Annotated in this window: 17 protein-coding genes; 6 read left to right on the top strand and 11 right to left on the bottom strand. The window is 66.5% G+C overall.

Annotated features, from left to right (window positions below; translation table 11 throughout):
* Window positions 1-2 precede the first annotated feature (2 nt).
* Window positions 3-308 (top strand): type II toxin-antitoxin system RelE/ParE family toxin, encoded by a 306-nt coding sequence (locus Y958_RS32965; RefSeq protein ID WP_211098511.1) that lies wholly within the window; start codon window positions 3-5, stop codon window positions 306-308.
* Between the two features lie 65 nt (window positions 309-373).
* On the opposite strand, the gene lepA is transcribed toward Y958_RS32965, so the two are convergent.
* Both lepA and Y958_RS02255 read right to left on the bottom strand, forming a co-directional pair.
* Complete coding sequence (gene lepA, locus Y958_RS02260) at window positions 374-2,176, bottom strand: translation elongation factor 4 (protein WP_088870743.1); 1,803 nt, start codon at window positions 2,174-2,176, stop codon at window positions 374-376.
* 96 nt (window positions 2,177-2,272) lie between these two features.
* Window positions 2,273-2,944, bottom strand: a complete 672-nt coding sequence (locus tag Y958_RS02255) for a haloacid dehalogenase type II (RefSeq protein ID WP_088870742.1) — start codon at window positions 2,942-2,944, stop codon at window positions 2,273-2,275.
* A 166-nt stretch (window positions 2,945-3,110) separates the two neighbouring features.
* Between Y958_RS02255 and Y958_RS02250 the strand changes: the two genes are divergently transcribed.
* Window positions 3,111-3,833, top strand: a complete 723-nt coding sequence (locus Y958_RS02250; protein WP_088870741.1) for a DUF1223 domain-containing protein — start codon at window positions 3,111-3,113, stop codon at window positions 3,831-3,833.
* A gap of 7 nt (window positions 3,834-3,840) precedes the next feature.
* Here the strand turns inward: Y958_RS02250 and Y958_RS02245 are convergent, their stop codons facing one another.
* The 7 genes from Y958_RS02245 to darT form a co-directional block, all read right to left on the bottom strand.
* Window positions 3,841-5,529, bottom strand: coding sequence for a methyl-accepting chemotaxis protein (locus tag Y958_RS02245; RefSeq protein ID WP_088870740.1), 1,689 nt, complete (start codon window positions 5,527-5,529; stop codon window positions 3,841-3,843).
* Between the two features lie 200 nt (window positions 5,530-5,729).
* On the bottom strand, window positions 5,730-8,123 hold the full coding sequence (gene pheT / locus Y958_RS02240) for a phenylalanine--tRNA ligase subunit beta (RefSeq protein WP_088870739.1): 2,394 nt from the start codon (window positions 8,121-8,123) through the stop codon (window positions 5,730-5,732).
* 66 nt (window positions 8,124-8,189) lie between these two features.
* A complete protein-coding gene (gene pheS / locus Y958_RS02235) occupies window positions 8,190-9,266 on the bottom strand; it encodes a phenylalanine--tRNA ligase subunit alpha (protein ID WP_040843390.1) in 1,077 nt (358 codons plus the stop codon).
* A 263-nt stretch (window positions 9,267-9,529) separates the two neighbouring features.
* Window positions 9,530-9,892, bottom strand: coding sequence for a 50S ribosomal protein L20 (gene rplT / locus Y958_RS02230; RefSeq protein ID WP_040843389.1), 363 nt, complete (start codon window positions 9,890-9,892; stop codon window positions 9,530-9,532).
* 13 nt (window positions 9,893-9,905) lie between these two features.
* The gene (rpmI, locus tag Y958_RS02225) at window positions 9,906-10,106 is read right to left on the bottom strand and encodes a 50S ribosomal protein L35 (protein ID WP_004271784.1); all 201 of its coding nucleotides are present in this window, start codon (window positions 10,104-10,106) and stop codon (window positions 9,906-9,908) included.
* Window positions 10,107-10,342: 236 nt separating this feature from the next.
* On the bottom strand, window positions 10,343-11,419 hold the full coding sequence (gene darG / locus Y958_RS02220; protein WP_088870738.1) for a type II toxin-antitoxin system antitoxin DNA ADP-ribosyl glycohydrolase DarG: 1,077 nt from the start codon (window positions 11,417-11,419) through the stop codon (window positions 10,343-10,345).
* Window positions 11,419-12,063 carry a type II toxin-antitoxin system toxin DNA ADP-ribosyl transferase DarT gene (darT, locus tag Y958_RS02215; RefSeq protein ID WP_088870737.1) on the bottom strand — a complete coding sequence of 215 codons (645 nt, stop codon included), beginning with the start codon at window positions 12,061-12,063 and terminating at the stop codon, window positions 11,419-11,421. The genes darG and darT overlap by 1 nt, the downstream gene beginning before the upstream one ends.
* 324 nt (window positions 12,064-12,387) lie before the next feature.
* On the opposite strand from darT, the gene Y958_RS02210 reads away from it, so the two are divergent.
* The 3 genes from Y958_RS02210 (at window position 12,388) to Y958_RS02200 (ending at window position 16,042) form a co-directional block, all read left to right on the top strand.
* Complete coding sequence (locus tag Y958_RS02210; RefSeq protein ID WP_088870575.1) at window positions 12,388-13,500, top strand: ISAs1 family transposase; 1,113 nt, start codon at window positions 12,388-12,390, stop codon at window positions 13,498-13,500.
* 115 nt (window positions 13,501-13,615) lie between these two features.
* Window positions 13,616-14,071, top strand: a complete 456-nt coding sequence (locus tag Y958_RS02205) for a DUF488 domain-containing protein (RefSeq protein WP_088870736.1) — start codon at window positions 13,616-13,618, stop codon at window positions 14,069-14,071.
* A gap of 216 nt (window positions 14,072-14,287) precedes the next feature.
* Complete coding sequence (locus Y958_RS02200; protein WP_088870735.1) at window positions 14,288-16,042, top strand: potassium/proton antiporter; 1,755 nt, start codon at window positions 14,288-14,290, stop codon at window positions 16,040-16,042.
* Between the two features lie 32 nt (window positions 16,043-16,074).
* Here the strand turns inward: Y958_RS02200 and Y958_RS02195 are convergent, their stop codons facing one another.
* Both Y958_RS02195 and Y958_RS02190 read right to left on the bottom strand, forming a co-directional pair.
* Complete coding sequence (locus Y958_RS02195; protein ID WP_338039143.1) at window positions 16,075-16,656, bottom strand: ActR/PrrA/RegA family redox response regulator transcription factor; 582 nt, start codon at window positions 16,654-16,656, stop codon at window positions 16,075-16,077.
* 250 nt (window positions 16,657-16,906) lie between these two features.
* The gene (locus Y958_RS02190) at window positions 16,907-18,283 is read right to left on the bottom strand and encodes an ActS/PrrB/RegB family redox-sensitive histidine kinase (protein ID WP_088870734.1); all 1,377 of its coding nucleotides are present in this window, start codon (window positions 18,281-18,283) and stop codon (window positions 16,907-16,909) included.
* Window positions 18,284-18,433: 150 nt separating this feature from the next.
* Here Y958_RS02190 and Y958_RS02185 point away from each other — a divergent pair, with 150 nt between their 5' ends.
* Complete coding sequence (locus Y958_RS02185; RefSeq protein ID WP_145727988.1) at window positions 18,434-18,877, top strand: hypothetical protein; 444 nt, start codon at window positions 18,434-18,436, stop codon at window positions 18,875-18,877.
* Window positions 18,878-18,902 lie beyond the last annotated feature (25 nt).

The raw sequence follows: 18,902 nt of genomic DNA, 5'->3' as shown, positions 1-18,902 counted from the left end.
TCTTGGCACATTCGAATCAGACCTTCGGGAATTTGGCGCGGCTGCGATATGAAGCGCTCATAGTCCAAGCCATTCGCGACATCGCCGCGGCACCGCATCGGTTCGGTAGTGTTGCGCGGCCGGAGCTACGCGGCTGGACCTATCATCTACGGCACAGCCGGGAAAGAGCGCATGTGGCTGGCGAGGCCGTTCACAATCCCCGCCATCTGCTGCTCTACCGTCTGGAACCTGGTGTGGTTGGAATTGTGCGTGTTCTTCACGATGCCATGGACGTGGAACAGCATGTTCCATGGGACGACAGCCCCTGAAATGCAAACCGGCCGCCCCTGAAGGGTCGGCCGGTGTGGTTCCTCAAACCTTGATATCGGCTGGGTCAGCCGTCACCCATCTTGAGGGCGGCGATGAAGGCGCTCTGCGGGATTTCGACCTCGCCGAACTGCCGCATGCGCTTCTTGCCTTCCTTCTGCTTGTCCAGCAGCTTGCGCTTGCGGCTGATGTCGCCGCCGTAGCACTTGGCCAGTACGTCCTTGCGCATGGCGCTGATGGTCTCGCGGGCGATGACACGGCTGCCGATGGCGGCCTGCACGGCGATCTTGAACAGCTGGCGCGGGATCAGCTCCTTTAGGCGCTCGCACAGCAGGCGGCCGCGATGCTCGGCTTGGCTGCGGTGGACAATGGTGGACAGGGCGTCCACCGGCTCCGCGTTCACCAGGATGGACATCTTGACCAGGTCGCCGGTCTCGTACCCGTCCATCTGGTAGTCGAAGCTGGCATAGCCGCGGCTGATGGACTTCAGTCGGTCGTAGAAGTCGAACACCACCTCGTTCAGCGGCAGCTTGTAGACCAGCATGGCGCGACCGCCGACATAGGTCAGGTCGATCTGCTGGCCGCGCCGCTCGGTGCACAGCGCCAGGATGCCGCCCAGGTACTCGTCGGGCAGCATGATGGTGGCGCGGATCCACGGCTCATCGATGTGGTCGATGCGGATGGGGTCCGGCATGTCGGCCGGGTTGTGCATGTCGATGACCGACTTGTCGGTCATGTGAACCTTGTAGATGACGCTGGGCGCCGTCGTGATCAGGTCCAGGTTGAACTCGCGCTCCAGGCGTTCCTGGATGATCTCCAGGTGCAGCAACCCTAAGAAGCCGCAGCGGAAGCCGAAGCCCAAGGCGGCCGACGTCTCCGCCTCGAACTGGAAGCTGGCATCGTTCAGGGCCAGCTTGCCCAGGCTCTCGCGCAAATGCTCGAACTCCGCCGCGTCGGTCGGGAACAGGCCGCAGAACACCACCGGCACGCTGGGCTTGAAGCCTTCCAGCGGCTCGGCGGCCGGGCGGCGCTCCTCGGTGATGGTGTCGCCGACCTTGGTCTCGCGGATGTCCTTGATGCCGGCGGTGATGAAGCCCATCTCGCCCGGGCCCAGGCGGCCGGACTGCACGGCCTTGGGCGTGAAGTGGCCGACGCGGTCGGCTTCCTTCGTGGCCCCGGTGGCCATCATGCGGATCTTCTGGCCGACCTTCAGCTCGCCATCGACCACCCGCACCAGAATGACCACGCCCAGGTAGGGGTCGTACCAGCTGTCGACCACCAGGGCCTTCAGCGGCGCCTCCAGGTCACCCTTGGGCGGCGGCAGGCGGGTGACGATGGCCTCCAGCACGTCCTTGATGTTCAGGCCGGTCTTGGCCGAGATCATGACGGCATTGCTGGCGTCCAGGCCGATCACATCCTCGATCTGCTGCTTGATGCGGTCGGGTTCGGCCGCCGGCAGGTCGATCTTGTTCAGGACCGGGACGATCTCATGGTTGTGGTCGATGGCCTGGTAGACGTTGGCCAGCGTCTGCGCCTCAACCCCCTGCGAGGCGTCGACCACCAACAGCGAGCCCTCGCACGCGGCCAGCGAGCGCGAGACCTCATAGGCGAAGTCCACGTGGCCGGGCGTGTCCATCAGGTTCAGCTGATAGGTCTTCCCGTCATCGGCCTTGTAGGTCAGGCGCACGGTCTGCGCCTTGATGGTGATGCCGCGCTCGCGCTCGATATCCATGCTGTCGAGCACCTGCTCGCGCATTTCGCGGGCGTCCAGGCCGCCGCAATACTGGATCAGGCGATCGGCCAGGGTCGATTTGCCGTGGTCGATATGGGCGATGATGGAGAAATTGCGGATGTGCGAAAGGTCGGTCATGACGGGCCGGTCTGGGAAAATTCCCGCGACCATAGGATGCCCCGCGTTCCGGCGCAACCGCGGGGTTGGCGGGGCGTTCATGTGCGACTGGGCAACTTAAGCCGCGATGGCCGCCGCCAGGTCGCGCAAGTCCGGAACGGTCACCGTCGGCGGGATGCCCCAGGGGTCGAACAGCGCCTCAGGCGACCGCCGCACCCAGGCGGCGCGCCAGCCGGCGGAAAGGGCGCCGATGACATCGAAAGGGTTACTGGAGACCAGCCAGGTCTCGGCATGCGTGGCCCCCGCCGCCCGCAGGAAATGGCTGTAGACGGCGGGGCTGGGTTTGAACGAGCACAGGTCGTCCGTGCTGACCACACCCTGGAACAGGCCGCTGATGCCAGCGGCGTCCAGCAGGGTGCGCACCGCGTCGGCGGCGCCATTGGAAAAGGCGTAGAGGCGGAAGTCGGCCGCACGCAAGCGGGCCAGCCCGTCCGCCACGTCGGCGAAGGCCGGCAAGGTGCGGTAGGCGTCCAGCAGGGCCGTCCGCTGGTCCGGGCTCAGCGGCGTTTTGTACAGGGCGCAGGTGTGGTCGAGGGCCTGGGCGGTACAGGCGCTGAAGGGCACGTAGTTCTGCATCAGGGCGCGGCGGAAGGCGTATTCCAGCTGCCGCTCCCGCCAGGTGCGGGAGAAGTCCGCCGCGCGGTCGCCCACCATGCCCCTCAGCATGGCCACCAGCCCATGGGTGTCGATCAGCGTGCCGTAGACGTCAAAGGCCAGTGTCACCGCCATCGGTCCCTCCCCCATTTACCATTGGTGCCGACTGTGCCCCCACTGGAACGCATGGTCCAGGCCGGAAGCGGCGGCCGTTCGCCGCGCCGCCCTGGCGGGGCCACCAGGCACTTCCCACATTGGGGGATGCCATGCTCGCGGCGTGGACAAGGGAAGGGGCGAAAGAATGCGTCGTACCGGCTTGCTTTTCCTGGCATTCAGCCTGGGCCTCCCGATCTCGACGCCCGCGCTGGCGGCGGGGCCGGTGGTGGTGGAATTGTTCACGTCGCAGGGTTGCTCATCCTGCCCGCCCGCTGATGCCTTCCTCACCGACCTGGCGCAGGACCGCCGGGACGTGCTGCCCCTGGCTTTCCACGTGACCTACTGGAATGGCCTGGGCTGGCGGGATCCCTATTCATTCGAAGCTGCCACGGCGCGGCAGCGGTGGTATGCGCGCAGCCTGGGCGGCGGCCAGGTCTACACGCCGGAGATGGTGGTGAACGGCGAACGCGCCTTCGTCGGTTCCGACCGCGCGCGGGGCCTGGCCGAAATCGCCGACGCCATGCGGCGGCAAGCGGCGCCGGTCGGCCTGCAGGTCGCGCGCGGGGAAGATGGCCTGGTCATTTCCGTAGGCGCGGGCAAGGGACAGCAGGGTGACATCCTGGTGGTGGGGTATGACCCGCAACACCGCACCCCCATCGGGCGGGGCGAGAACAGCGGCCGCACCCTGCTGGAATCCAATATCGTCCGGTCGCTCACCCCGGCCGGGCAATGGCGGGGAGACGCGGTGGAAGTCCGCCAGCCTCTGCCGGCGGGGGAACGTGTCGCGGTTCTGCTGCAGGCACCGGATGGGCGCATCCTGTCCGCCGCCATCCTGAGCCAGGCGCCAGGGGACCAGACGCCGGGGTGAACGGGGCTCAGCCCGCGCGCACCTTGGTCAGGAAGCCCGCCACCTGGTGGCGCAGGTGATCGGACTGGCTGACCAGGTCCTGGGCAGCGTGCAGCACGTCCACGGCCATGGTGCCGGTCTCACTGGCGGCGCGGGTCACCTGGCCAATGGTGCTCGACACGTCGGATGTGCCGGCGGCGGCCTGGGCCACGCTGCTGGCGATCTCGTTGGTGGCGGCACCCTGCTGCTCCACCGCCGCGGCGATGGTGGTGACGATGTCGCTGATGCGGCCGATGGTGCCGCTGACACCGTGGATGGCGCCGGCGGCGCTGCCGGCCACGGCCTGGATCTCGCCGATCTGGGCGCTGATCTCCTCCGTCGCCTTGGCCGTCTGCGTCGCCAGGGTCTTCACTTCGCTGGCCACGACAGCAAAGCCCTTGCCAGCCTCACCCGCCCGCGCCGCCTCGATAGTGGCGTTCAGGGCCAGCAGGTTGGTCTGGCTGGCGATATCGCTGATCAGGCGCACCACGTCGCCGATCTTGCGCGCCGCCTCCACCAGGCCGCTCACAGTGTGGTTGCTGCGCTCCGCCTCCACCACGGCGTTCTGGGCGATCTGCGAGGACTCCTCCACCCGCCGGCCGATCTCCTGGATGCTGGCGGACAGCTGTTCGGCCGCCGCTGCCACGGTGTTGACGTTGCCGGCCGCGGCCTCCGCCGCGCCGGCGACCGCCAGCGTCTGGTGGTTGGTCTGCTCGGCAATGGCCGACAGGCCCTTGGCGTTGCCCTGCATGCGGTCAGCAGCGCCGGCCACCCCTTCCACCACCTGGTTCATGCTGGCCTCGAACTCATCGGCCAGCTGGGCCAAGGCGGCGAGGCGTTCGGCCTGGGCCTGGGCCTTCATCGTCTCCTGCTCATGACGCAGGGTGTCGGCCTCCACCATGGTGCGCTGGAAGATGCGCAGCGCCCGCACGGTGGCGCCGATCTCATCCCGCCGGTCGGTCGCCCGCACCTCCACGTTCTGGTCGCCGTCGGCCAGCGCGGTCATGGTGTCGACGATGCGCTTCAGCGGGCGGGACACACTGGCCCAGGCGATCCACAGCGCCAGCGCCATGATCAGCACGGCGCCCGACAGGCCGCCCGCCAGCGTCACCCAGTAGGTGCGTTCGTTGCGGGCCTTGGCGGCGGCCTCGCCCTTGCTCAAATTCTCGTCCACCGCCTTGGTGATGACGGTCAGCCGGTCCAGCAGCTTGGACAGGCGGATGTCGAACTCATCGGTCAAGGTGGACGCGCCGGCCTTGGTGTTGCCCGCCAGCATCTGTTCGCGCGCCTCTTCCGCGAACTTCATCATGGCCTTGAACTCGTCCCGGGCCATGGCCAGGTCGTCCTTGGAGCCTGGGTTCAGGCGGGCGACACTATCCAGGTATTTGGCAAGGTCGCTGGCCTGCTGCCCGATCTCATCCTTCATGCTGTCGATGATGAACTTGTCGGTCTCCGCCAGCATCATGTAGCTGATGCGGCCGATGTTGGCGGCGGCGCCATTGGCCCGGTCGATGGCCTTCAGGGCCTCCGCCTCGCCGCGCAGCAGGTGCTGGTATTGCACAGCACCCGTGTTCATCTGCGACAGGGTGTAGAGGGAGGTGCCGAGCGTCACCAGACCCATCAGGATCAGGGGCAGCAGCAGCTTCTGGATGATGGGCAGATCCCGGAAAAACTTCATGCCGTCTGTCCTCCCCCAACGGGTGACACCCATAAGCGCAGGCGTCAGTTTCCGCTTTTTATCTTTCGAAAGATAGTAAGGGACGGGGGCACGGGCGGTGCAAGTGGTTAAAGTAGTCTAAAATTCACAATAAGTTGGTTAAAAGGAAAGGCGCCCCTTGAAAGCCAAGGGGCGCCTACTGCAAGCGCGCGGGCTCTGTGTCAGCCGCGCAACACGGCACCCGTCGCTTTGGTGACGGCGGCGACGACTTTGGCGGCCACGGCCTCGATTTCCGCATCCGTCAAGGTTTTGTCCACCGGTTGCAAAGTGACCGACAGCGCGATGGACTTGAAGCCGGTTTCGACTCCGGGCCCCTGATAGACGTCAAACAGCTGCACGCCGGTGATCAGGGCCTTGTCGGCCCCCTTGGCGGCGCGGATCAGGCGATCCGCCTCCACGCCGGCCTCCACCACGAAGGCGAAGTCGCGGCTGATGGGCTGGAAGGCCGACAGCTCCAGCTTCGGCTTCTCCGTCCCGCCCTTCTTCTTCGGTTGCGGGATCAGGTCCAGGAATACCTCGAACGCCACCAGCGGGCCGGTCAGGTCCAGGGCCTCCAGCACCGCCGGGTGCAGTTCACCGAAGCGGGCCAGCACGGTGGGGCCCAGCCGCAGGCAGCCGGAGCGGCCCGGGTGGTACCAGCCGGGCGCGTCGGTGGAGACGACCAGGTTGGCGGTGGGGGCGCCGGCGGCCTCCAGCGCCGCGATGGCGTCGGCCTTGGCGTCATAGGCGTCCACAGGGCGGGTGCCCTTGGCCCAGTGGCGGGCCACGGCCAGGCCGGCGCGCACGCCGGCGGCGATCAGGTCCTGGCCCTTCTCGCTGCCGTCGCGGAAGGCGGGGCCCACCTCGAACAGCGCCAGGTCGGCATAGCCGCGCGCGGCGTTGCGGCCGGCGGCGGCCGCCAGGTTGGCCAGAACCGACGGGCGCATGATGGCCAGGTCGGCGCTGATGGGGTTCAGCAGGGCCAGCTCATCCGGCGCACCGCCGAACAGCTTGGCCGTCTCCGGCGCCAGGAAGGACCAGGTGATGGCCTCCAGCATGCCCCGGCTGGCCAGCAGGCGGCGCACGGTGGCGGTGCGGCGCTGCTTGGGCGTGACGGCGACCTTGGGCAGGCCCTCGTCGCGCGGCAGGCTGGTGGTGGGGATGGCGTCGAAGCCGTGGATGCGCAGCACCTCCTCCACCAGGTCGGCCTCGCCATGCACGTCGGCGCGCCAGGACGGCGGCACGGCGTGGATCAGGCCGTCCTTTTGGCTGGTCTCGAAGCCCAGGGCCGTCAGGATGCGCACCTGGTCGGTCTCCGGAACGTCCACGCCGCCCAGATGAGCCACGCGGGCCGGCCGCAAGGTCAGGGGACGGCGCCAGGCGGGCTCGGCACCGGCCACGAAGACCTCGCCGGCCTCACCGCCGCAGAGTTCCAGCACCAGACGCGTTGCCTGCTCAATGCCGCTGACGACGCTGGCCGGGTCCACGCCGCGCTCGAAGCGATAGCGGGCGTCGCTGTCGATCTGCAGGGCGCGGCCGGCTTCCGCCACCTTGGCGGGCTCGAACAGCGCCGCCTCGATGATGACGTTGGTGGTCGTCTCCGACACGCCGGTGCTCTCCCCCCCCATGATGCCACCCAGGGACAGGACGGCGCCGCTGGCGTCGGCGATGACGGTCAGGCCGGCGGGCAGGACGTATTCCTTGCCGTTGAGGGCCAGCAGGGTTTCACCCGCCGTGCTCTCACGCACGGTCAGGTCGCCCTGGACCTTGGCGGCGTCGAAGACATGCAGGGGCCGCACTTGGTCCAGGGTCATCAGGTTGGTGATGTCCACCAGGGCCGAGATGGGGCGCAGGCCCACGGCGGTCAGCTTGTCCTGCAGCCACTGCGGGCTGGGGCCGTTGCGCACGCCGCGCACCACGCGGGCGGCGAATTGCGGGCAGGCCGCCGTTTCCAGCGCCACCTTCACGGGCGCGGGGAAGACACCGGGCGCAGGCGCGGTGTCCAGGGGCTTCAGCGTGCCGAGGCCGGCGGCGGCGAGATCGCGGGCGATGCCGTAGACACCGGCGCAATCCACGCGGTCGGGCGTCAGCGAGATCTCGATGACGGCATCGTCCAGCTTGCGCCAGGCGGCGAAGCTGGTGCCCACCGGCGCCTCCTCCGGCAGCTCAATGATGCCGTTGTGCTCATCCGACAGGTTCAGCTCGCGCTCGGAGCACAGCATGCCCCGGCTTTCCACACCGCGGATGGCGCCGACCTTCAGCGTGTCGCCCGTGGCCGGGACGACGGCGCCCGGGCTGGCGAACACCACGGTGATGCCGGCGCGGCAGTTAGGGGCGCCACACACCACCTGGACGGGCTCGCCCTTGCCGGTGTCGACCATGGCGACGCGCAGCTTGTCGGCGTTGGGATGCTTTTCCGCCGACAGAACCTTGGCGATGACGAAGGGCGCCAGAGCCTTGCCGGTATCCTCCACACCCTCGACCTCCAGGCCCAGGGCGGTCAGCTTGTCGGTGATGACGTCCAGCGGAGCGTCGGTTTCAAGGTGCTGCTTCAGCCAGGAAAGAGTGAACTTCATCGCTACCTGCCGTTCTTCGGGTGGGGCGCCAGGCCTCAAGGCCGGCTGCCGCTCTTTAAGGGTGGGTTATCGGGTGAGACCTTGGGCCAGGCTGGGCACGTCCAGCGGCACGAAGCCGTAGTGCTTCAGCCAGCGCAGGTCGGCCTCGAAGAAGGTGCGCAGGTCGGGGATGCCGTACTTCAGCATGGCCACGCGCTCGATGCCCATGCCGAAGGCGAAGCCCTGCCAGCGGGTGCTGTCGATACCGCAGTTCTCCAGCACCTTGGGGTGGACCATGCCGCAGCCCAGGATCTCCAGCCAATCGCCGTAGTTGCCCAGCTTCAGCTCGCCGCCCTTGCGTGAGCAGCCGATGTCCACCTCCGCCGACGGTTCGGTGAAGGGGAAGAAGCTGGGGCGGAAGCGCAGGGGCAGGTCGTCCACCTGGAAGAAGGCGCGGCAGAACTCCAGCAGCGTGCCCTTCAGGTGGCCCATGTGGATGTTCTCGCCGATCACCAGGCCTTCGATCTGGTGGAACATGGGGGTGTGGGTCTGGTCGTAGTCGGACCGGTAGGTGCGGCCGGGCGCGATGATGCGGATGGGCGGTTCCCCCGCCAGCATGGTGCGGATCTGCACCGGGCTGGTGTGGGTGCGCAGCACGCGGGTGCCCCCGTCCGGCCCGTTGGGCAGGTAGAAGGTGTCGTGCATCTGGCGGGCCGGATGCTCCGGCGGGATGTTCAAGGCGGTGAAGTTGTTGAAGTCGGTCTCGATGTCCGGCCCCTCCGCCACGCTGAAGCCCATGTCGGCGAAGATGGCGATCATCTCCTCCACCGTCTGGCTGATCGGGTGGACGCGGCCTTCGACCTCGGGGCGGGCCGGCAGGCTGACGTCGATGCGCTCCGCCTCCAGCTTTTGCGCCAGGGCTTCGGCCTTCAGCACCTGGCGGCGGGCGTCCAGCGCCTGGCTGATCTCTTCCTTCACGGCGTTCAGGGCCTGGCCGCGTTCCCGCCGCTCATCCGGCGTCAGCGATCCCATGTCCTTCATCAGGCCGGTGATGCGGCCCTTCTTGCCCAGGGCGTCCACGCGCACCTCTTCCAGGGCGGCCAGGTCGGGGGCGGCGGCAGCGGCGGCCAGCAGGTCGGCCTTGAGGCTGTCGAGGATGTTCATCGCGACGATCCGTCTTCTCGGTGGGCAGTGGGTCGGTGGGCAGTGGGGCAATCTTGGGGGCGGATACTACCAACGGCGCGGGGCTTTGGCCCGTGCCGTTGTGGCCGGCGACCGCCGGCCCCGCAGCGAGTACCGCAGGGCGGAGCGAGGAAGCCAAGCCGGCGGATGCCGGCGCCCGGCGCTTGGGGGGGCACAAAACAAAAAGGGGAGCGGGCCCGCCGGGCCTGCTCCCCTTCTTATCAGTACCGTTGATCCGGGTAGGATCAAGCGGCCTTGAGAGCGGCCTGGGCTTGATCGACCAGGACCTTAAACGCCTCCGGCTCGCGCGCGGCGATGTCGGCGAGGACCTTGCGGTCAACGTCGATGGCGGCGCGCTTCAGGCCGTGCATGAACTGGCTGTAGGTCAGGCCGTGGATGCGGGCACCGGCGTTGATGCGCTGGATCCACAGGGCGCGGAAGTTACGCTTCTTGGCGCGACGGTCGCGATAGGCGTAACGCAGCGCCTTCTCGACCTTCTCGATCGCGATACGGAAGCAGTTGTTGGAACGACCCCGGTAGCCCTTGGCCAGCTTCAGGATCTTCTTGTGACGGGCGTGGGTGGTCACGCCCCGCTTAACGCGAGCCATGGTTCAGCCCTCCTTACGGTACCCGGATGAAATTCTTGGTGATGATGATACCGTCCTGCTTGGACAGGGTCATCATGCCGCGGGCGTTCCGCTTCATCTTCTGCGGACGCTTGCGCATGCCGTGGCGCTTGCCGGCGGCCTGGGCGCGAACGAGACCGGAGGCGGTCAGCTTGAACCGCTTCTTCGTCCCGCTGTGATTCTTCAGCTTGGGCATTTTGGTTCCTCACGAAAGAATAACCGCCCCGAAGGACGGCGGTGGATTCACTTGAGCGGGTGGGCATGCCCTGGACCTTTCGGCCCGGCCTCGCCGCCAAAATGAAGCGCGGTTTGTACACGGAGGTAGGGCATATGGCAAGGGCCGAGCGCGGCATGATGCCCGCATCGGCGCGGGGGGCGTCTCCCAAAAACGCGGGGACTCCTTGAAAGCCAGCCCGAAATAGAGGTCCGTAACTACGTTGCTTCGGATTGAATGCTCTGCAAGTGATCGACTGCTGCATTCACATGATGCTGTGTGAAAACTCTGGCTTTGCGCTGGGCTGCCCCTTCTGGGCCAGGCCAAGAGGCAATAGCTGACATCATAGCGTCACTTTTCAATGCTATGTGCGATTCACGGTTGAGCCAATCAACCGTCGCGAGAAGCTCCAGACCATGGGGTGACTGGAATCCGTCGATGATCTTGCTAGCGGCGTCCAGCGCTGGTCGGTAAAGGTTGGCCTCGGGCGACGTCAGATACACGGTTATTCTGTCTTGCCGATTGTGCTGGAATCGAATTGGGTCGAATGGCCGGGCATCCGCTACCCGGCGCTCGCACGTCAGGTAGCTGCCGTCCAAGCCATCCAACAAGTGTCGGACCTTGTCCGAATAGGGGCCGTAGCGATTGGCTACGAAATCGTCTGCGATTAGGTTGGGCAAGCTCAGACGCTGTATTGCACCGCTTAGAAACCAAGCAAGCTTCTGAGCTTCGAGGATCGAACAATCAAACCCCAGCACTTCGTAGCGCCGGATCATCTCGGCCATTAGCGCCCGCGCTGGAGTCAGCTTCTCGACGCCGTTGCGCTTCACGACATTTTGATAGGTCTGGGTCGGCTCATAGACGACGACCTCACAATCGAGATCAGCCAGTGCCTTCACAATCAATGGCTTCACATTGTTCCATTCGAGCCCGCCGTTGCCAGCACCTAGTGGCGGAATGGCGATGGAACGGATGCCGCGCGCCTTGATCTCCTCCCTAAGTATGGTCAGTCCATGCTCAATCCATTCCAGCTTGGAGGGATGACGCCAATGTTTCTTGGTCGCAAAATTAACAATGAAGCGCGGACCGAGCATGTCTTCCCGCTCGGTGATAAACAGACCGCCAGGGGCGAGTTGACCTGCCTTACTGACTGCTTCATAGGCCCGGAAGTTTTCAGGGTAGCTTTCCTTGAACATCAGTGCGATGCCCTTACCGCTAACGCCCACCGTGTTGACGGTGTTCACCAGCGCTTGCGTGTCGGCTGCGAGCAGATTGCCTTGAGTGTAGCGAATCATCAGAAATACCACCCTGGACGAACGATCACCTGGAGTGCTCGACTTGCCGCTTGAACGCTCGCCTCGATAGCGGGCTTTACCGTCTCCGACACGCAGCCGATGCCCAGCAGCGCATCCGGCGGAACGTGCTTATGGGCAAGAGCTTCTGCTTGATAACGTTCCATCTTATCGGGATAGCTGTCATTGCGAGAAAAGTCATGCCGATTGAGTATATCCCAGTCAATCATGTGTTGCAGATCGGCATGATTATTGCTCCATGTCGCCGTCGCCGTATAGGCGTGACGATCTGTGAACAACATAGATACACCATTGCTATTCATAATCTGGCAGGATGAGACTAGGATTGCAATTTCCTGATTGGAGCGGCAGATAATGCCATTGTATCCCGTCTTGATATTGAAAAGCATCGGCGATTTCGGTGTAAAGTAAAAGGGAACGTAATCGGCCAACGTTCCGCCGGGAGGGATAGGTACCTGGCGATGGGTGCGCTTGCCAATCAAGTCGGGGTTGCCGATAGCAACGAAATTCGGATCGTTGGCAGCGCCATTGGCACAATGCAGCCCGTTTGCCAGCAACCAGGGCAAATTGGAGACATGGGTGATGCGAAACAATAAGCCCCGCTCCGGGGTCAGGTTAAGCGCCACTGCCCGGCCCCCCTTCTAGTGACACGCTGAACACCTCAGCTGAGAGGGCGACGGCCATGGCTTCGGCCTTGGCGGCAGAGGCGCCAAAGACACGGGCAATCAATCACTGGGCCAAAAGCGCTTTTCGCCTCCCACATTGGTATCGTTTCCATGGCCCTATTCCGCTGCATTTCCACTTTGTCATTTACGGTCAAATCTCTCTTTCAGGCAATGGTGGCGCTAACAGGTCACGGCAATCGCTTGAAGCGGGTCTTGACAAGACGGGGCTTTCGGAGCGGTGGCGATCTGTGATTCGTAGGAGGCTCCATTGATCTGGAGTTCTCGATGGCCGGTTCGCTTCTCGACCATTTTGCGGCGCTCAGCGATCCGCGGCAATCCTGGAAGGTCATTTATCCACTGCCGGAGATTCTGCTTGTGGTGCTCTGCGCAACGATCGCGGGGGCTGAGGATTTCGTCGAGATTCGGCGCTGGGGCACGATGAACCGGGATTTCCTGCGGCGGTTTTTGCCCTATGCGGGCGGGATTCCGAGCCACGATACGCTGAACGACATCCTCAACGCGCTCGACGGCGATCTTTTTGCGCGATGCTTCGGCGACTGGGTCGAGGGGCTACGCGAGGCCGAGCCCGACATCGTCGCGATCGACGGTAAGACCTCGCGGCGGACGCATGACCGGGCGAAGGATCGCAATCCGCTGCATCTCGTTTCAGCCTGGGCCAGCCGGCAGCGCTTGGTGCTGGGCCAGCAAGCTTGCGAGGCCAAGTCGAATGAGATTACGGCCATTCCGTTGCTGCTCGACCGCTTGGCGTTGACCGGGGCGCTCGTCACCATCGATGCGATGGGCTGCCAGACCAAGATCGCCCAGAAGATTCTCGATAAAGGCGCCGATTACCTGCTGGCCATCAAAGAGAACTGGCCCAACCTGCACAGCGAGGTCATCCGCCACTTCGACGATCTGCCTGCCGCCGACACGTTCGACACGACCGATGGCGAGCACGGCCGCATCGAGGTGCGCCGCCATGTCGTCAGCCACGAAGTTGACTGGCTTACCACAGACCGCCGCTTCCCCGGCGAGCCCCGCTTCCCCGGCCTCAAGGCCATCGCCATGGTCGAAGCCGAGATCGAGCGTGACGGCAAAACCAGCCGGGAACGCCGATACTACCTGTCATCTCAAAAACTCGACACGCGCCTCTTCGCTCATGCCGTCCGAGCCCACTGGCATATCGAAAACCGGCTCCACTGGGTCCTCGATGTCGTCTTCCATGAAGACTTGAGCCGTCTCAGATCCGGCAACGGCCCCCACAACATGGCAACCATCCGACACATGGCCTTGAACCTCCTGCGCGGCGCAAAGGATAAGCACAGCCTCAAAGTCCGAAGAAAATCCGCCGCATGGGATACCCAATACCTTCACGCCGTCATCACACAGTCCGCATAACCCCCTTCAAGCGATTCCCCTGGCTAACAGGTCAGCCCTCATCAACCCTTGCTCCGGTTGAAGGACGCCCATACTTCTGGAAACCTTTTTCCACTTATTGCAAGGAGCATCGCCCATGCCCGAGCTGTTCACCATAGGGTATGAGAAGGCGGGCCAGCCGGCGCTGGTGGAGCGCCTGGTGCGGGCCGGCGTGCGCACGCTGATCGACGTGCGCGAGCTGCCGTTGTCGCGCCGCGCCGGCTTTTCCAAGGGCCCGCTGTCGGCGGCCCTGCGCCAAGCCGGCATCGAGTACCTGCACCTGAAGGCGCTGGGCACGCCCAAGGAGGGGCGGTTGGCCGGCCGCGCCGGCGACCAGCCGCTGTTCTGGTCCATCGTCGATCAGGCGCTGGCCCGGCCGGAGGCGCAGTATGAACTGGGCGTGGCCGCTGCCACGGCGCTGAACCAGGGCCCCGCCTGTCTGCTGTGCCTGGAGGATGACCCGCACATCTGCCACCGCTCCCGCGTCGCGGCCGACATGGCGGCGGGCTGGGGCTTTGACGTGCACCACCTGGCGGTGGACGCCGCCTTCTAGCCCGCCACGGATCCGCCGCCCCCAAATTTACCAGCCGGCGCCGCATGGCGGACACAATGGGCGGCGAGAAGAACCAGGTGGCCGGCGGATGGGACCCCTGAAGGGGACGCTGGCCCAACGGACAGCTAGTCCAAGGGCTTGGGGCTAGGGTAAGCCTCAGGCGGTTCGGGTCAACAGGGCGCCGTAAGCGGCCGCCCGGGGGGAGCAAGTCGGCCAGTGCATCACGTCGACACCATCATCTTCGCGCTCGGGTCGCTGCTGATGCTGGCCATCCTGGCCGGCCGCGCCTCCTCCCGCATCGGCGCGCCCCTGCTGCTGGTGTTCCTGGCGCTGGGCATCGCCGTCGACAAGCTGGCCAATTTCCAGTTCAACGACTACCGCCTGGCCTCGCTGGTCGGGTCCATCGCCATTGCCGTCATCCTATTCGACGGCGGGCTGCGCACGCCCAAGGCGGTGTTCAAGTTGGCGCGCTGGCCGGCCCTGGTGCTGTCCACCGCCGGCGTGCTGGTCACGGCCGGCGTCACCTGCGTGGTGGCGCGCTGGCTGCTGGGCGTGGGCTGGGCCCAGGGCTTCCTCATCGGCAGCATCGTCGCCTCCACCGACGCGGCCGCCGTGTTCCTGCTGCTGCACCAGCGGGGCCTGCGCCTGCGCCCCCGCGTCTCGGCCCTGCTGGAGGTGGAGTCGGGCCTGAACGACCCCATGGCCGTGTTCCTGACCCTCCTGTCCATTCACGCCGTGCAGGGGGCCGGCTTCGGCTGGGCGCAACTGGGCCAGTTCGCGCTGGAGATGGGCGGCGGCGGCATCATCGGTGTCGCCGGCGGCTTCGCCCTGTCGGCCATCATCAACCGGCTGGAGTTGTCGGCCGGCCTCTACCCCATCCTGGCGCTGGCCGGCACCCTGTTCATCTTCGGCGCCACCCAGACCATCGGCGCCTCCGGCTTCCTGGCCGTCTATCTCGCCGGCTTCATCATGGGCAACCGCCGGGTCAAGGCGCGGCAGATCATTGAGCGTTTCCACGATGGGCTGGCCTGGCTGAGCCAGATCTCCCTGTTCCTCATGCTGGGCGTGCTGGTCTCGCCCGATACGCTGGTGCGCGTGGCGCTGCCGGCCCTGGTGGTGGCGGTGGCGCTGATCCTGGTGGCGCGGCCCCTGGCCGTCACCCTGTGCCTGTCCTTCTTCGGCTTCGCCTGGAACGAGCGGCTGTTCATCTCCTGGGTCGGCCTGCGCGGCGCGGTGCCCATCTTCCTGGGCCTGCTGCCGGTGCTGTCCGGATTGCCGGGGGCCGAAACCTATTTCGGCATCGCCTTCGCCGTGGTCCTGCTGTCCCTGCTGGCCCAGGGCTGGACCATCGGCCCGGCGGCGCGCCTGCTGGACGTGGAGATCCCGGCCGATCCCGAACCGCCCGGCCGCGCCGACATCGACCTGCCGGTGGATGGGCCGCAGCAACTGGCCATGCTGACCGTGGCGCCGGAGAGCGAGGCGGCGGTGCGCGGCCTGGGCCGGCTGGTGGTGCCGGAATCCGTGCGGGTGCTGGCCATGATCCGCGAGGGCCACCCCGTGGCGCCGGAAGAGGTGCGCGTGCTCTACCCCGGCGACGCCGTGCTGGTGCTGGGCGAGCCGGCGGCCCTGACGGCCATGGAACGCCTGTTCGGTCGTCGCGACCACGGCCGCCGCGCCGCCGGGCTGGGCGATTTCCAGGTCAAGGGCGACACGCCCCTGGCCACCGTGGCCGGGCTTTATGGGTTCGAGGCCCCACACGTCGATGGCGACATCGCCATCGGCGAGCATCTGGCCCGCCGCCTGGGACGCCGAGCCTCCGTCGGCGTGCGCCTGAAGGTGGGCGAGGTCGCGCTGATCGTGGCGTCCATGGACGAGACCCGGGTGACCGAAGTCGGCATCGACCTGACGCCCAATGAACGCCCCTGGACGCGCCTGCGCCAGGGCCTGAAAGGGCTCAGGCGCAGCGCCTGAGCCCTTTCAGCCGGGGCCTGTATGCCGCGCGCTCAGGTCCTGGGCGCGTGCTTGTTCAGGATGCGCTGCAGGGTGCGGCGGTGCATCTTCAAGCGGCGCGCGGTTTCCGAGACGTTGCGGTCGCACTGCTCGAACACCCGCTGGATGTGTTCCCAGCGGACGCGGTCGGCCGACATGGGATGTTCCGGCGGCGGCGGCAGGGGGCCGTCGGTCAGCAGGGCGGCCTCGACCGCGTCGGCGTCCGCAGGCTTGGGCAGGTAGTCGACGGCGCCGGCCTTCACGGCCGCCACGGCGGTGGCGATGTTGCCGTAGCCGGTCAGCATGACGATGCGCGCCTCAGGCCGGGCGTCGCGCAGGGCCTTCACCACATCCAGGCCGCTGCCGTCCCCCAGCCGCAAGTCCACCACGGCGTAGCGGGGGGCCGCTTCCTGCGCCACGTCCACGCCCAGGGCCACGCTGTCCACCGCCACCACGTCGAAGCCGCGCTTTTCCAGCGCGCGGGCCAGGCGGATGCGGAAGGGGGCGTCATCGTCCACCACCAGCAGGCTGCGCGACGCGTCCCCGGTGAAGCCGAGGCGCATGGGATCGATCACGTCACCGGTCTCAACGTTCATTCTCGAAAACCCCTTATTTTCCGGCCATGCCGCAGGACGGTTGCAAACTTACCAACGACCTTACTACGCCGTGTTTGAACACTTCCGTGCGATTCCGACACGCGGCAAAAGGACGCCCCGTGATGGCCGGAGAGATGGACATGGGATTATGTCCATCCAAGGGCGGCAATACGCGATTGTCCACCATACGAAGGTTTCCCATTCTTTTGCGCCGTTCCGGCGGCTGGCGGCCTCGTCTTGGCCAGCCCCGTCACTGGGCCGCCGGCAGCGGCCCGCTCCAGTTCACGGTGACATGGGCGCCGGCGCCCACGGGCGTGCTGCCCGGCCGACCGTTGGCGTAGGAGACGACGGCGCCGGTGCGTTCCAGCAGGATCTGGGCGATGAACAGGCCCAGCCCCATGGTGCCACCGCCGCCGGCGCGTACCGGCACCTGCTCCAGCCGCTCATCCCGGTCGGAAACATAGGGTTCGCCCAGGCGCTCCAGCAGGCTGACGGGGAAGCCGGGGCCGTCGTCGGCCACGGTCAGAACCAGGGCGGAGGGATCGCAATGCAGGGTCACGTCCACCCGGGTGGTGGCGAACTGCATGGCGTTCTGAAGGATGTTGCCCAGGCCGTGCTGCAGCTCGGGCGACAGCGGCAGGGGGGAGGGCGCGCCCTCCTCCGCCCCGGTCACGGTGATGTCCAGGGTCACGTCCGCCCGGCGGTGGGGGGCGGCCACCGCCTCGATCACCTGCACGGGGCCCAGGGGGGCGTAGGGCTCCATCTCCCCCTCCGCGTCCGGGCGGCGGGCCAGGTCGGCCAGGATGACGCGGCAGCGGTCCGACTGGCTCTGCAGAAGCTGGATATCCTCCACCCAGGGGCTGTCGGGCGGCATGTCGCGGGCCAGTTCCTTGGCCACCACGGCGATGGTGCCCAGCGGGCTGCCCAGCTCATGCGCCGCCGCCGCCGCCAGCGCGCCCAGGGCGGAGGCCTTCTGCGCCCGGGCCAGCGACACCTGGCTGGCGATCAGGGCCTGCGACAGGTCGCGGCCGGACTGCGCCACCTTGTAGACGTAGGTGGCGATGAAGATGGCGGACAGTGTCAGGGCCGCCCAGATGCCCCCCAGATAGATGGGCGACAGGGTGACGCCGTTGCTGGCCGGCCAGGACAGGGGCATGGCCAGGGCCCAGACCAGGGTGAGGCAGGCCGTGGTCAGCGTGGTCAGCCCCGTGACCAGCCGGCGTCCCAGCATGCTGGCCCCCACCATCAAGGGCGCCAGCACCAGCACGGCGAAGGGATTTTCCAACCCGCCGGTCAGCATCAGCAGCACGGTCAGCTGCACCGTGTCATAGCCCAGGAACAGCACGGCACCCCGTTCGGTCAGGAAGGGGCTGCGCCGGCGCCGGGCGATGGCGTAGAGGTTGATCAGCAGCGACACCGCCGTCACCGCCAGGGCGGGCAGCAGGGGGATGTCGATGCCGACCAGATCCTCCACCGTCAACAGGGTGACGGTCTGGCCGGCAATGGCGATCCAGCGGATGGTGTTGAGCGTGCGCAGGTTGATGCGGGCGGCGGCCCAGCGTCCCCCCTCCGGCCGCGCGTCAGCCGTGCCGTCATCCGTCGTTGCTGTCCACGCCTGCCGCGTCATCGACCTGACCATCCTGGGTGAAGATTGGCCTGGATAGGCCAACGGCAACCATGCCGGGCGTCAAGCTATAGCGCACGGGCCAGGGCGTCGCACCTGTCGCCATCGACGGGCCCCGCGCAGGCCCTTGCCCCCAGGCGCGCGGCATTGATAATGGCTGGGAACGCGGAGCCGGACCATGGCTCGGCCAATGGAGAGCAAGCCTTGGAAAGCCAGCGCAAATTCGCGGTGCAGAAGCCCCAGGGCAAGAAATGGGAAACCCTGGCCCTGGTCGACAATCTGTCGGCCGGCAAGCGGGAATTCAGCGAAGCGGTGCGCAGCCACGGCCGGGGCTATGTCCGGCTGATCCAGGTGGATTTCGAGAGTGAGGAGGCGCTGTCCAACTACGACTGGCGCCTGGTGGAACTGCACGACCCCTACAAGGGCACGGGCCGGCCCAAGCCCACGGTGGTGGCGGGGTCGGAACGCGCGACCAAGCCCAAGAAGGGTAAAGGCCCCAGCGAAAAGGTGGCCATCCCCATCCGCACCTGGATGCTGGCCTGCCTGGTAGCGGTGGCCGTCGGCGTCATGTGGGTGGTGACGTATCACCGGCCGTGAGACGGCCTTATCTCATCGGGGATTG

It is taken from the genome of Nitrospirillum viridazoti CBAmc (assembly GCF_000730165.1).
GTDB classification, from domain to species: domain Bacteria; phylum Pseudomonadota; class Alphaproteobacteria; order Azospirillales; family Azospirillaceae; genus Nitrospirillum; species Nitrospirillum viridazoti.
This window is presented reverse-complemented; position numbering and strand designations above follow the sequence as displayed.

What these genes read in the sequence shown, in the direction of transcription:
- lepA (WP_088870743.1), bottom strand. Translation starts at nt 2,176, where the DNA reads ATGACCGACCTTTCGCACATCCGCAATTTCTCCATCATCGCCCATATC.
- Y958_RS02255 (WP_088870742.1), bottom strand. Translation starts at nt 2,944, where the DNA reads ATGGCGGTGACACTGGCCTTTGACGTCTACGGCACGCTGATCGACACC.
- Y958_RS02250 (WP_088870741.1), top strand. Translation starts at nt 3,111, where the DNA reads ATGCGTCGTACCGGCTTGCTTTTCCTGGCATTCAGCCTGGGCCTCCCG.
- Y958_RS02245 (WP_088870740.1), bottom strand. Translation starts at nt 5,529, where the DNA reads ATGAAGTTTTTCCGGGATCTGCCCATCATCCAGAAGCTGCTGCTGCCC.
- pheT (WP_088870739.1), bottom strand. Translation starts at nt 8,123, where the DNA reads ATGAAGTTCACTCTTTCCTGGCTGAAGCAGCACCTTGAAACCGACGCT.
- pheS (WP_040843390.1), bottom strand. Translation starts at nt 9,266, where the DNA reads ATGAACATCCTCGACAGCCTCAAGGCCGACCTGCTGGCCGCCGCTGCC.
- rplT (WP_040843389.1), bottom strand. Translation starts at nt 9,892, where the DNA reads ATGGCTCGCGTTAAGCGGGGCGTGACCACCCACGCCCGTCACAAGAAG.
- rpmI (WP_004271784.1), bottom strand. Translation starts at nt 10,106, where the DNA reads ATGCCCAAGCTGAAGAATCACAGCGGGACGAAGAAGCGGTTCAAGCTG.
- darG (WP_088870738.1), bottom strand. Translation starts at nt 11,419, where the DNA reads ATGATTCGCTACACTCAAGGCAATCTGCTCGCAGCCGACACGCAAGCG.
- Y958_RS02210 (WP_088870575.1), top strand. Translation starts at nt 12,388, where the DNA reads ATGGCCGGTTCGCTTCTCGACCATTTTGCGGCGCTCAGCGATCCGCGG.
- Y958_RS02205 (WP_088870736.1), top strand. Translation starts at nt 13,616, where the DNA reads ATGCCCGAGCTGTTCACCATAGGGTATGAGAAGGCGGGCCAGCCGGCG.
- Y958_RS02195 (WP_338039143.1), bottom strand. Translation starts at nt 16,656, where the DNA reads ATGAACGTTGAGACCGGTGACGTGATCGATCCCATGCGCCTCGGCTTC.
- Y958_RS02190 (WP_088870734.1), bottom strand. Translation starts at nt 18,283, where the DNA reads ATGACGCGGCAGGCGTGGACAGCAACGACGGATGACGGCACGGCTGAC.
- Y958_RS02185 (WP_145727988.1), top strand. Translation starts at nt 18,434, where the DNA reads ATGGCTGGGAACGCGGAGCCGGACCATGGCTCGGCCAATGGAGAGCAA.